10 protein-coding genes are annotated in these 12,160 nt (G+C 69.1%); 5 read left to right on the top strand and 5 right to left on the bottom strand.

Annotated elements, in window-relative coordinates:
* On the top strand, positions 1-1,242 hold a 1,242-nt coding region (locus E1295_RS32555; RefSeq protein WP_132636404.1), incomplete at its 5' end, for a tetratricopeptide repeat protein.
* Between the two features lie 178 nt (positions 1,243-1,420).
* Here the strand turns inward: E1295_RS32555 and E1295_RS32550 are convergent.
* The gene (locus E1295_RS32550; RefSeq protein ID WP_166427504.1) at positions 1,421-3,481 is read right to left on the bottom strand and encodes a tetratricopeptide repeat protein; all 2,061 of its coding nucleotides are present in this window, start codon (positions 3,479-3,481) and stop codon (positions 1,421-1,423) included.
* A 236-nt stretch (positions 3,482-3,717) separates the two neighbouring features.
* Here E1295_RS32550 and E1295_RS32545 point away from each other — a divergent pair, with 236 nt between their 5' ends.
* Entirely contained in the window at positions 3,718-4,095 is a 378-nt protein-coding gene (locus E1295_RS32545; protein WP_132636400.1) for a hypothetical protein, read from the top strand.
* A 137-nt stretch (positions 4,096-4,232) separates the two neighbouring features.
* Here the strand turns inward: E1295_RS32545 and E1295_RS32540 are convergent, their stop codons facing one another.
* Entirely contained in the window at positions 4,233-5,276 is a 1,044-nt protein-coding gene (locus E1295_RS32540) for an alcohol dehydrogenase (protein WP_132636398.1), read from the bottom strand.
* 275 nt (positions 5,277-5,551) lie between these two features.
* Between E1295_RS32540 and E1295_RS32535 the strand changes: the two genes are divergently transcribed.
* Entirely contained in the window at positions 5,552-6,415 is an 864-nt protein-coding gene (locus E1295_RS32535) for an SDR family oxidoreductase (RefSeq protein WP_132636396.1), read from the top strand.
* A gap of 71 nt (positions 6,416-6,486) precedes the next feature.
* On the opposite strand, the gene E1295_RS32530 is transcribed toward E1295_RS32535, so the two are convergent.
* A complete protein-coding gene (locus E1295_RS32530; RefSeq protein ID WP_246080600.1) occupies positions 6,487-7,293 on the bottom strand; it encodes a TetR/AcrR family transcriptional regulator in 807 nt (268 codons plus the stop codon).
* 132 nt (positions 7,294-7,425) lie between these two features.
* Between E1295_RS32530 and E1295_RS32525 the strand changes: the two genes are divergently transcribed.
* Entirely contained in the window at positions 7,426-8,298 is an 873-nt protein-coding gene (locus tag E1295_RS32525; protein ID WP_220449001.1) for an enoyl-CoA hydratase, read from the top strand.
* A gap of 80 nt (positions 8,299-8,378) precedes the next feature.
* Positions 8,379-9,362: a sugar-binding transcriptional regulator gene (locus E1295_RS32520; protein WP_132636394.1), complete on the top strand. Its 984-nt coding sequence runs from the start codon at positions 8,379-8,381 to the stop codon at positions 9,360-9,362.
* On the opposite strand, the gene E1295_RS32515 is transcribed toward E1295_RS32520, so the two are convergent.
* Together E1295_RS32515 and E1295_RS32510 are read right to left on the bottom strand one after the other, a co-directional pair.
* A complete protein-coding gene (locus E1295_RS32515) occupies positions 9,328-10,659 on the bottom strand; it encodes an MFS transporter (protein ID WP_132636392.1) in 1,332 nt (443 codons plus the stop codon). The two genes, E1295_RS32520 and E1295_RS32515, sit on opposite strands and share 35 nt — an antisense overlap.
* Positions 10,656-12,080 carry an FAD-dependent oxidoreductase gene (locus tag E1295_RS32510; protein ID WP_132636390.1) on the bottom strand — a complete coding sequence of 475 codons (1,425 nt, stop codon included), beginning with the start codon at positions 12,078-12,080 and terminating at the stop codon, positions 10,656-10,658. The genes E1295_RS32515 and E1295_RS32510 overlap by 4 nt, the downstream gene beginning before the upstream one ends.
* Between the last annotated feature and the right edge of the window lie 80 nt (positions 12,081-12,160).

Raw genomic sequence — 12,160 nt, 5'->3', positions numbered from 1 at the left:
CCCGACCCACCCTTCGTCGACAGTCCACGTTCCGCAGCCGAGTGGCTTCGTGACGAGTGGGCCAACGTGCTGATGTGCGTGCACTACACAGCGGAGCACGGGTATCCCATGTATGCGATCCAGCTCTCGCGGGCCGTCGCGACGTACCTGGAGCGATCAGCGCACTGGGAGGACGCTGCCCGCGTGCACGAACTGACCCGCCGAGTCTGCCGGCGGATCGGCGATCGGGAGGGGGAAGCACGCGTCGAACTCGAACTCAGCTTGGTACGAAGCCGCACGGGTCATTACGCGGCGGCCCTGGAGCACGCCGTCAAGGGTATCGATGCCTTCCGCGCGTTGGGAAACAAGGGCGGCGAGGCGGACATGCTGGACCATCTCGCCCGCCTTTCCTGGCTGTCCGGACGGAACCAGGAGGCCCTGGAACACGCCCGGAAAGCGATCGCACTGTTCCGGGCCATCGGAGACCGGCATGGTGAAGGCAACGCCTTGCTGCATGCGGGCATCGCACTGTCGTATCTTGGGCTCGCCGAGGAGGCGATGGCGGCCTTCGAGTCCTGTCTCGAGATCGCGAACGGCACAGGCGACGTCGCCACGAAGGCAATGGTGGTGAATAATTTCGGCGAATTACACTTCAGCCACGGCGACTACCACAGTGCACTCAGGCTGTTCAGGGAGGCGCTCGCCATTCTGCGCGCGGCAGGATGGCGCCAGAACGAGGCGGTCGGACTCAACAACGTCGCCAACTGCCATGAGCGCGAGGGACGACGCGACGAAGCCCTCCACTTCTATCGTGAGGCGTTGGCGATATGCCGGGAAACCGGCGACCGCCGACACGAATCCCACACGTTGAGCAATATCGGATCGACGTATCTGGGCATGAACCTCAACGCCGAGGCGCTCATTCATTCCCAGAAGGCGCTTGCTATCGCACAGAACATAGGAGATCCGTACGAATCCTCACGCGCGCTGCAGAGGATCGGCGACAGCCAGCGGCACAGCGGCCAGTTCGCCTCCGCCCTGGGGAGCTACGAGCGCGCCCTGGCCCTTGCCCACGAGCTGGGCAACCCATTTCTTGAGGCCAGCTCACTTATGGGACTGGGCGAAGCCCTTCTCTGCCTGCACGACAGGAAGGCCGCGGAGCGCCCGTGGCGACAGGCGCTCACGATCTTCGAGCGTCTCCGTGCGCCGGAAGCAGAATCCCTACGGGAACGCCTCGACACGCTCCGGACGACTGGTGCATAATTTACGAAAGTCCCGCTTACCAGATAAGTTGGGACGTGCCCTCCGGGGCACAATTCCACCCGCAACGACCCAAAGAGGAGCTATGCCCTTTTTCGCGTACTACATAATGATGGGGTAGCCACTACCCCATCCTACAGGGTCATCGCCGAGCGGTGACCCTGTATCATTTCCGACGAAACTAGGCATAACGGTCAAGACCATCAAGACGCGCCTTAATTCTGATATATGCGATAGATCCGTCCTGGCCTATCTTGTCCAGTGCCGCCTCATACACCCGTCTCGCCTCGTCCCACCGGCCGGTACGTTCCGCCAAACCCCCCAGGCCTTCCAAGGCCGCAGCCTGCCCTACCGAGGATCCCAGCTTGGACATCGCCTCGAGGGCTACGTGCAGCTCCTGGTCCGCCTTGTCGAGATCTCCGGAAGTCGCCTGCGCGTGGCCGAGAAAGATGCCCACACGGGCCCTGTTGTACGAGTCGTCCACGCGCCGTAGCAGCTGACGGGCCCGTTCAAGGTGGATCACGGCATCCGTGGGACGGTCTTGCGCGAGGAGCACGCCGGCCAGATCGATCAGAGCCAGAGCGGTCTTCCGATCGACACCGAGCGTATGGTAAGCGGCGGTCACGTCGAGGAGCCGGGTGATGGCCAGGTCAAGGTCACCTCGCCTGGCGGCGACCAGCCCCAGCCTGCGCAGCGACCCGATCTCCCTTTCTTTTTCGCCGATCCGTCGCCAGATCTCAAGGGCCTCTTCGAACCGCGTTACGGCCTCATCATGACGCCCAAGGGCATCGAGGCTCAGCCCCAGGCGATTCAGCATCTTCCCCTCGGCGTACAGGTCCCCGCAGGAACGTGCGGCCGCCAATCCTGTCTCTTCCACCTTCACACGTTCCAGGTGATGGCCCATGAGAAGGAAGAGAGCCCACATGGAGTCGGCGAGTTGCCATGCGGTCACCTCCCGTCCCCGCTCGTGTGCCAGAGTGACGGCGGCGCTCAGGTTCGCGCGCTCGGACTCCAGCCACTCGATCGCATCCTCCGGCCCTCCGAAGTCGGTCACCTCGGCGGGAGGCGGTTCGGCGTCTCGAGGAAGACGAGTACGGTACGGCCTCAACCGGTTCTCCGCGCGCGCGGCAGTAGCGAGATACCAGCCGAGCAATCGACCTACAGCGAGATCCCGGACCTCGCTCTGGTCCTCGGCCTCCGCCAACTGGGAGGCGTGCAACCGGACCAGCGCGTGATGAAAGCGATAACGCCCGTCGGCCATGTCGGTCAACAGGTTCGCGTCGGTCAGTTCCCCCAGCAGCCGCCTCGACTCCATTCTCGAGATGCCGGCCAGCGCGGCTGCCGCACCATCGCCGAACATGTCCCCTGGGATGAGGCTCAGAAGTCTGTACAGGCGGGCGGCGTCGGAGCGGAGCACGCGGTAGGAGAGGTCCAGTGCGGAACGCAACGCGACATCATCCTCGATCGTCAACGCCGCCAGGGTCCTCTGTTGCTCGGTCAACGCAATGACCATCTCCCGGAGGGGCCAGCTTGGACGGGCCGCCAGGCGGGCCGCCGCAACGCTCAGGGCCAGTGGCAGCCGCATACACAACTCGACCAGTTCACAGGCTGCGTCGCGCTGTTGTTCCAGCCGGTCGTTCCCGAGAGCGTCACGGAGAAGGGCAAGGCTCGATTCGGCGTCGAACCGGTCGACGTACACACCACGTACTCCCTGCGTCAGCAGGCCCGCCAGCCGGTACCTGCTGGTCACCACGGTGGTGCTTGCCTGCGAGGCCGGGAGCAGCGGCCGCACCTGAGCGGCGGTCATCGCATCATCGAGGAGTACGAGAACTCGCTGGTCCTGGGTCACCGTCCGATACAGCGCCGCTCGCTGCGCCAGTTCTCCCGGTATGAGGTCCGTCGGGACGCCCAGGGAATGCAGAAAGTCTCCCAGCACGTCGTGAGGCGACGCCGGGCCAGTGCCGGAATGTCCGCGAAGATCGGCGTACAACTGCCCGTCCGCGAAATCCGAACGAATCATGTGCGCCCAGGCCACAGACAGCGCGGACTTTCCCACGCCAGCAGGTCCCGTTACCAGCACGGTAAGCGGGATATCCTGCACATCCTCTCGCAGGGCGTTGAGCTGAGCCAGGGCGGCTTCACGATCAACCAGGCGCGGCCGTGGCGGTAGCTGGCCGGGCGCCGGCAGCGAAGCCGGTGCATGGAAATGGACGCCACCGAATACGTCACGCGCCTGAACCAACGGACCGTGAACCACTCCCGTTACATCGTTATGTACAATTTCGGACAGGTTTCGGTTCGCTATCACGTCGTTCGGACACCAATCTCAGGCTCAGGTAGCCCCTGTACACGGTGAAGTGGCTGGACAAAAGACAGTGCAACAATGACAAATTCCAAAGGGCACTGCAATCCGTCGAGGATTCATGTGCGGCGGGCGACGCTCTACTCTGGAGGAAACCTCTACCCGAAAGAGGCGTGATGGACCCGAGTACGATCCCGACTCTGGCAGCGATCGTCTCCGCAATAGTGGGAGGAGCCGCTGGAGAGGCTGGAAAGCATGCCTGGACCTCGCTGACGGCGCTTGTACGCCGCCGTTTCGGCGATGGCGATGCAGCCGTGGCGGCCCTGGAGCAGATCGATGCACAGTCGCCGGAGGAGGTTACAAAGGTTCTGGTGGACCATGCGAAGGCGGATGCCGAATTCGAGCAGGCGTTGATCGCGTGGACGACCAACACGATGCACTTCATTCAGTACGAGCATGACGTGCACAACACCATCGCCGGCCACGCTCACATCAGCGGGCCGGTCATTCAGGCCGGCGACGTCCTGGGTTCGATCAATTTCGGCAAGTCCTGATCAGGCCCCCGCGCGGCCCAGGAGTCCGAAGGAGCCGCGATCCGGGGAACCGCTCCCGTTGGCGGCCACCAGGCGACGGGAGCGGTGTTGCTCGGTGCTGGGCATTGGCGTCACACCCTACGGATATGGACCGCCGGTCACCGGCCGGTGGTGAGGACCATTCGGTAGCGGGCGTCGCCGGACATCATGCGGTCGTAGGCCGCCGCGACCTCCTCCAGCGGGCGGGTCTCGATCATGGGTCGGACGCCGGTCAGGGCGGCGAAGTGCAGGGTCTCCTCGACGTCGCGTGCCGTGCCGGACGGGTGGCCGTGCACGGTCCTGCTCGACGAGATGAGCTGGAACGGGCTGACCTGGATGGGTTCGGGCGTGGCGCCGAGCACGATGAGCTCGCCGTTGTCGCCCAGCCCGTCGATGGCGCCGCCCATGGCGGCGGAGCTGGCCGCGGTGGCGAGGACGACCTTCGCCCCGCCAAGGGCCTGCAGTTGCCCGGCCACGTCACCGGCGGTGCTGTCGATGTAGTGGTGGGCGCCGAAGCGCTTGGCCGCGTCGGCCTTGTCGGCGCCCCGCGCGACAGCGACGGCCTCGAAGCCGAGCTTGTTCGCGAACTGCACGCCCAGGTGGCCGAGCCCGCCGATGCCGAGCACGGCGACGAGGTCGCCAGGACCGGCCGCGCTGTGCCGCAGCGCGTTGAACGTGGTCACGCCGGCGCACCCCATGGGCGCGGCCTCGGCGGCGCCGAGCTCGTCGGGGATGCGGGCCAGGGCGGACACGGGGACGACCACGGCCTCGGCGTACCCGCCGGGGTAGGCCCAGCCGGGCACCTGCATGCGCGCGCAGTGGATGAAGTCGCCGCGGCGGCAGGCGGGGCACGTGCCGCAGTTGCCGCCGAACCAGCCGACGGCCACCCGGTCGCCGGCGTTCCAGCCCTCGACGTCCTCACCGGCGGCTTCGACGCGCCCGGCGATCTCGTGGCCGGTCACCAGCGGGAACGGCACGTCGGGAAAGGCGGCGTTGACGAACGCCGCGTCGGAACGGCAGACGCCGCACGCCTCGACCGTCAGCCTGACGTGGCCGCGCGGCGGCTCGGGCAGCTCGCGCTCGACCACGTCGAACGCGCCGCCGGGTTCGGTGACCTGGGCGGCTCGTACGGTCAGCGGCCTGGCGGAAGTGTACGTGGACATGGTGAACCCCTTCGGAAGGAGGCTGAGTTGCGACGGAACCCGGTCCGCACCGGGCCCATACCCAGGACACCACGCCGCAGCCCTCGGCAAGGGCTCTGAGCAGGCCCTGCGCGGGCAGGTACCGGGGAGGCAGGTACTGACAGGGCCGTCCGGCCACCGTGCCCGGACGCATCCCCCGATCCGCTGATATCAGTGATAAGCATTATTGATTCCATCGATATTATCGATGATACGCTTGTCGTGTTTCCATTGGAACGCATCTACGGGAGTACGACATGATCATCGTGACCGGCGCCACCGGACAGCTCGGCCGCCAGATCGTCGAGCGGCTGCTCACCCGCGTACCCGCGGGGCAGGTGGGCCTCAGCGTCCGCGACCCCGGGAAGGCCCGGGCCTTCGCCGACCAGGGCGTGCGCGTGCGGCGCGGCGACTTCGCCGACGCCACCACCCTGGCCCACGCCTTCGAGGGCGCCACGCAGGTGCTGATCGTCTCGATCGACGCGCTGGGCGAGCAGGCCGTACGGCACCACCGCGCCGCGATCGACGCGGCCGTCACGGCGGGCGCCCGCCGCGTCCTCTACACCAGCCACATGGCGGCCGGCGCCTCCTCGCACTTCCAGGCCTGCCGCGACCACGCCGCCACCGAGGAGGCGCTGCGGGCGTGCGGCGTGCCGTTCACCTCGCTGCGCAACGGCTTCTACGCCGCCAACGCGGTGCAGTTCCTCACCCGGGCCATGCGAGCCGACCAGCTCGTGCTCCCCGCGGACGGGCCGGTCAGCTGGACCTCACACGAGGATCTGGCCGACGCGGCCGCCGCCGTCCTGTCCGACGAGGGCCGCTTCGACGGCCCCACTCCCCCGCTCACCGCGGCCGAGGCCCTGACCTTCGACGACGTCGCCCGCATCGCCGGCGAGGTCACCGGACGCGCCGTCACGAGGGTCGTCGCACCCGACGACGACTTCCGGCGGCAGCTGACCGAGCATGGTGTGCCCGACGAGTACGCGGGCCAGCTGCTCGGCATGTTCGCCGCCGCCCGCGCCGGCGAGTTCGCCACCGTGGACCCGGCCCTGACCACCCTGATCGGCCACGCGCCCACCCCGCTCAGCGCCGTCGTACGCAAGCACCTGCCCACCACCTGAGAGGCCCGGTCAACCGCCGTCGTACGCAAGCACCTGCCCACCACCTGAGAGGCCCGGTCAACCGCCTGGAGTCACCCGCCGGCGGCCAGGCGGTCGAGCCACTCGCCGAGAAGGTGCTGCTCCGCCTCGCTGAGCGCGCTCTGCTGCGGCAGCGCGGCGCGCAGCGCCCTGGCCGCGCCGGCCGGGCCGGGGTCCTGCACGGCCGGTTCATCGGTGGTGACGGCGGTGACCATGGACTCGCGCATGGCGGTCAGCAGGGCCGGGTCGTGCCGGTCCTCGGGGAGTGAGAGCCAGGTGAGCACGGCGCCGCGGGCGGTGGCGTGGATGATGGCGGCGGCGAGCGCTTCGTCGACGCGGAGCCTGCCCGCCGCGGCGATGCGGCGGATGCGCCCGTAGAGGAGCTCCATGCCGGCCCTGTGCGCGGGCGAGTCCGTGCCGCGCCTGGGCTCGCCGTACAGCATCGCGTAGAGCGCCGGGTTGGCGAGCCCGAACTCGACGGCGAGGTCCCAGCCCGCCCGCAGGTCGTCGACCGGGTCGTCGGGGCTGGGAACGGCGCGCTTGGTCTCGATGAAGCGGGTGTAGCCGTGCTCGGCCACCGCGTCGAGCAGGCCGTCCATGTCGTCGAAGTGGCGGTAGATCGCGGGGGGTTGCACGCCCGCCGCGGCGGCGACCGCGCGGGTGGTGACCGCCTCGCGTCCCTCGCGCGCCAGCAGGTCGGCCGCGGCCTCGACCACCCGCCGGCGGGTCAGCTCGCGTCCCCCGCCCTCCTGCGTGGAGCCCCCCGTGGAGCCCGCCATGGAGCCCGCCATGGAACCCCCCGTGGAGCCCGGCGAACGGTCCGGCGAGGAGTCCCGCGAGGTGTCCGGCCTTGTCCGCATGGAGGCAACGATACCGCTGCGACCGGTGTTCACGTTGCCCTGCCGCCCGTCACCGCATCCAGATAGTTGCTTGCGCAGACAGTTATATGGCTATAGCGTGCAGGCAGTGACTCCTACCTGAGGACGGACGAGATGACCGACGACATGCGGCCCGTGAAGCTCGGTGAGCGCGTGACCTACGACGTGCCCGTCGAGCGCGTCGCCCGCGCGACCCTCACCCGGCCCGAGATGGGCAACCTGCAGGACGTCCACCTGCTGTACCAGCTGGACGCCGCCTACCGCCGCGCCGCGGCGGACGACTCGATCTCCGTGTTCGTGCTCGCCGCCGAGGGCGACGACTTCTCGCTCGGGCACGACGTGGACGCGCTGTTCAGCACCGACGGGATGGACCAGGTGACGCTGGAGGGCGGCCTGGGCCTCGGCGGCGTGGAGGGCGACATGGCGTGGGAGAGCGAGGTCTTCCTGCAGTTGCACTGGCGCTGGCGCAACTTCCCCAAGCCGAGCATCGCCTCGGTCCAGGGGCGGGTGTTCGCCGGCGGCATGATGATCATGTGGCCGTGCGACCTGATCGTGGCCGGCGAGGACGCGCTCTTCGCCGATCCCGTCACCGCGTTCGGCATCGGCGCCGTCGAGCTGTTCATGCACCCCTGGGAGTTCGGCGCGCGCCGCGCGAAGGAACTGCTGTTCACCGGGGACACGCTCACGGCGTCGGAGGCCGAGGAACTGGGCATGGTCAGCCGGGTCGTTCCCCCGGCCGACCTGGAGCGGGCCACGCTGGCCCTCGCCGAGCGGATCGCCGCCCGCCCGACCGCCGGGCTGAAGATGGCCAAGAAGGCCGTGAACCAGACCCTGGAGATCCAGGGCCAGTGGAACGCCGTGCAGACGGCCTTCAGCCTGCACACTCTCGGCCACGCCCACAGCCGCGTCGTGCACGACGCCTACATCGACCCCGCCGGGTTCGAGCTGACGCGCGACATCTGGGACCTGCCGAAGCAGGACGCCTGAGGCCGGGCCACCCCCTCTTGGCCGGCTCCCACCTGGGACGACGCTTGCCGATCGGCGGTCTGCGGCTGTAGGAAGGCCGTATGTCCGTCGAAGGTGAACGCCCGGCCGTCGACCACCGTGTGGAGGACGCGCTGTGGGCGGCGAGGAAGTACTACCTGCACGGCGTCACGATGGACACCATCGCCAGGGAGCTCGGCGCCTCACGCTCGACCGTGTCCCGGTTGCTCGCCTACGCGCGCGACGTCGGGCTGGTCGAGATCCGCGTGATGCCGCCCCGCACCCGGTCGACGCGGAGCGAGGCGGAACTCGCCGGCCGGTACGCCGTGCACGCGCACGTGGTGCCGGTGCCCACGACCGCCTCGACGGTGGAGCGGCTGGAACGGTGCGCCGTCCACACGGCCCGGCTGCTCACCTCGGTGTTCGACTCCGACATGATCATCGGCCTGTCGTGGGGCACGATGGTCAACGCCATCAGCCAATGCCTGGTGCCCAAGGAGACCACCAACTGCCAGATCGTGCAGCTCAACGGCCTCGGCAACGCGCGTACGACCGGCATGCACTACGCGGGCTCCATGTTGTCCGCCTTCGGGTCGGCGTTCGGCGCCTACGTGCAGCAGTTCCCCGTACCGCTGTTCTTCGACTCACCGCGGACCAAGGAGCTGCTGCTGCGCGAGCGCAGCGTGCGCTGGGTCGTCGAGCTGCAGAACAGCGCCGACGCGGCGCTGTTCAGCGTGGGCACCGTGACCGACGGGATGCCCAGCAGCCCCTACCTGAGCGGCTATTTCCTCGACGAGGGCGACTTCGCCTCGCTGGCGGAGGACGGCGCCGTCGGCGACATCGCCACCTCGTTCTACCGGCTGGACGGGACGCACGACGGCGTCAGGTTCAACGCCAGGACGAGCGGGCCCGACCTCGACCAGTTCCGGCAGATCAAGCACCGGATCTGTGCGGTGTCGGGCGACCACAAGGTCGACGCCCTGCACGCGGCGCTCACCGGCGGCTACGTCACCGAGCTCGTCATCGACGAGATCACCGCCCACGTTCTGTTGGAGCGACATCCGTGAGCGCGGCCGGTGAGCCGCCGTCGGGCTCCTCGCCGCCCCCGCCGAACGGTACGTTGCGGCCCTCCCTGACGCCCAGCGCGCCGGCGACCGCGACGGCGCACATGACGACCATCAGCGCCGAGATCGCCCATGTGCCCTGCGTGCGCGCGGTCAGGAAGGCCGCGATGAACGGCAGGGTGCCGCCCGCGGCCGCCGCGGCCAGCTCCCGGCTCGCCGCCACTCCCGTGAACCGCATCCGGGTCGGAAACTGCTCCGGCAACATCGACGCCTGCGAGCCCAGCATCAGGTCGTTCGCGAACGTCAGCACGAGGAGCATGGCCAGCCACACCAGCAGCACGTTGCCGGTGTCGAGCAGCCAGAAGAACGGGAACGCGGCGACGGCGCACAGCACGGCCCCCGCGATGAACACCGGCTTGCGCCCGAACCGGTCGGACAGCGCGCCGCACAGCGGCAGCGTGACGAGCTTGATCGTGTTGGCCACGAGCAGCCCGCCCGTGGCGACCGCCGCGGCCAGCCCGACGTTGTCGGTCACGTACGACAGCGCGTAGACGCTCGGGATGTACGTCGCCACGTTCGGCCCGACGCTGACGAGGAAACCCTTCAGCAGCGACCCCGGCGCCTCGCGCAGCACCGCGACCAGGGGCGCGGAGCTCCGGTCGCCGGTCTTGACGGTCTCGGTGAACGCCGGCGTCTCGTCCACCCGTGACCTGATGTAGAGGCCGACGGGCAGGATCAGGATGCTGACGAGGAACGGCACCCGCCAGCCCCAGCCGAGGAACGCGTCCTGGGCCAGCCACGTGAACGGGGTGAACACCAGGGTGGCGAGGATGACGCCGAGCGCGTTGCCCGTGGGCGGGATCGCGGCGAACAACCCGCGACGGCCGGGAGGCGCGTGCTCGGCGGCCATCAGCGCGCCGCCCGCGTACTCCGCGCCCGCGCCGAGCCCTTGCGTGATCCGCAGCAGGACGAGGAGCACCGGGGCGGCGACGCCGATCGACCCGTAGTCGGGGATCAGGCCGATCGCCGTGGACGAGACGGCCATCACGGTCAACGTCACGACGAGCACGAACCGCCGTCCGTACCGGTCGCCGAGGTGGCCGAAGAGCATGCCGCCGATGGGGCGGGCGAAGAAGCCGACCGCGAACGTGCCGAGCGAGGCGAGCGTCGCCGCGAGCGGGTCGCCTTCGGGGAAGAACACCTTGCCGAACACGAGCGCGGCCGCGGTGCCGTACAACATGAAGTCGTACCATTCGAGCGCGGTCCCGATGGTGCTCGCGGAGACCACGCGGCGGATCATCGTGCGCCTCCCGGCCCGCCGCTCGCGGCCGGGAGCCGCTCGGCCCGCGGGCCGAGGTAGGCGCCCTGGTCGAGCAGCCGCTGCTGGAGCGTGAGCACGTCGACCCGCCGCGGCGCGACGCCCGCGGCGACCGCCATCGCCGCGCCCAGCCCCGCCGCCTCGCCCATCGCGAACGACGGCGGCATGACCCGCACCGCGGCCAGCGCCTCGTGGGTCGCGGAGATGCACCGGCCGGCCACGAGCACGCCGTCGAGCTCCGCCGGGAGCAGGCTGCGGAACGGGATTTCGTAGATGTTCGCGGTCGGCGGGATGCCGTCCTCGAACGGCCCGTCGCCGCTGACGGGGCTGTGGATGTCGACCGGGTAGCCGGCCACGGCCACGACGTCGTCGAAGTGTTTCCCGTCGACGAGATCCTCCAGGGTCAGGACGTACTCACCGACGATACGCCTGCTCTCGCGCACACCGACCGTGGCCGCGGTGTCGAGCAGCTTGGCCTCCTCCAGGCCCGGCAGGTTGTCGTGGAAGAACGTCATGAGCTGCGCCACCTGCCGCCGGCCGAGCACCTCGGCGCGGGTGAGGTCGCCCACGTCGGTGCCGTTCATGCCGAGCACCCGCGTCGTGTTGATGCGCCAGACGCCCGGCTCCAGCGTCTTGAACAGCTGGACGCCGCGGCGCGGGATCGGGAACCGGCCCTCCTCGCGGGCCCGCTCGACGATGCCCTGGAAGGGGAACAGCTCGTCGGGGTGCGCGTCCTGGTAGGCCTGCACCTTGGCGTCGTCGACGTTCGACACCCGGAAGAACACCGTCATCGGCTGCACGGCGCCGTCGCTCGACCGGCCGTACTCGTAGGCGGCGCCCCCACGCGCCGCCACGTCGCCGTCGCCCGAGCAGTCCACGGTGACCGTGGCGGGCACGACGGCCAGGCCGCTCTTGTTCGCGACGACGACGCCCGTGACCTGCCCGTCCGTCACCAGGGTGTCGGCGACGAAGCTGTGCAGCAGCAGCTTGACCCCGGCCTCCAGACACATCTCCATCGCGACCTGCTTGGCGATCTCGGGGTCGAACGGCGTGACGGCTTCGTGCCCGAACACCATGAACCCGGAGTACTGGCTTCCCGCCCTGGTGCGCGAGGGGTGGACCGCTCCATCGGCGGCCTCCATCCTGCGTACGAACTCGTCGAAGACGCCCCGGATCAGCTGCGTGCTCCCGTCCAGCGAGAACGACGTCATGCAGGGGCCGACCAGCCCGGCGGTCAGGTTGCCGCCGAGGAAGCCGAACCGCTCGACGAGCCGTACGGACGCCCCGGCCCGTGCGGCGGCGATCGCGGCGGCGAGGCCAGCGGGCCCGCCTCCCACGACGAGGACGTCCGTGGGGTCACCGACCGGGATGTCGCGCGTATAGCGGAGGGTAGTCGCATCCATGCGCGCCACTGTGACCCGCTGGTGCACGGATGGGCAAGCTATCTGCACGAACGTGCACAAAGCACGTTTTGTACGGTCAA

The sequence above is a fragment of the Nonomuraea mesophila genome (assembly GCF_004352805.1).
Classification (GTDB): domain Bacteria; phylum Actinomycetota; class Actinomycetes; order Streptosporangiales; family Streptosporangiaceae; genus Nonomuraea; species Nonomuraea longispora.
The sequence above is the reverse complement of the archived record's forward strand: the minus strand, read 5'-3'. Positions and strand labels throughout refer to the sequence as shown.